The sequence below is a fragment of the Psychrobacter sp. 1U2 genome, from assembly GCF_051847575.1.
In genome coordinates this window covers 1-582 of sequence record NZ_JBPYDC010001524.1, presented here as the reverse complement: position 1 = coordinate 582, position 582 = coordinate 1, and the positions used below count along the sequence as shown (strand labels likewise).

Annotated in this window: 1 protein-coding gene; it reads left to right on the top strand. The window is 42.1% G+C overall.

Features of this window, described 5'->3' with window-relative positions:
• On the top strand, nucleotides 1-582 hold a 582-nt coding region (queG, locus tag ACS8FD_RS22985), incomplete at both ends, for a tRNA epoxyqueuosine(34) reductase QueG (protein WP_439277560.1).

Here is a 582-nt window from a genome sequence, read left to right as displayed (position 1 = left end):
ATACCTTACTACTGAATAAATCTGCAGGCTCATTTTTTGTATTGGGTGAGTTGTTTATTAGTCTTAACCTACCCGATGATAAGCCTGTTAACGCGCATTGTGGCAGTTGTAGCGCATGTATTGATATCTGTCCTACGCAAGCGATTGTCGCACCTTATAAGCTCAATGCAGCTGCTTGCATCTCATATCTAACCATCGAACACAAAGGCGCAATTGACATAAAGTACCGCCGGGCCATAGGCAATCGAGTATTTGGCTGTGATGACTGCCAGCTTATCTGTCCCTGGAACCGTTATGCCAATCTGACATCAGTAGACGACTTTGCCCCTAGACATCATTTTGATAATATCGGTTTAATTGAGCTGTGGCAGTGGCAAGAATCTGACTTTTTAGAATACACGAAAGGTAGCCCAATTAGGCGAACAGGATATATTAGTTTTTTACGTAACATTGCTATTGGACTGGGTAACGCGAATCCTAGTTTAGATGTCATCGATCATCTACAGTACAGACTAGGATGTAGCGAGATGCTTGATGAGCATATCTATTGGGCTATAGCAGAGCAAGAGGAAAAACTAAAAA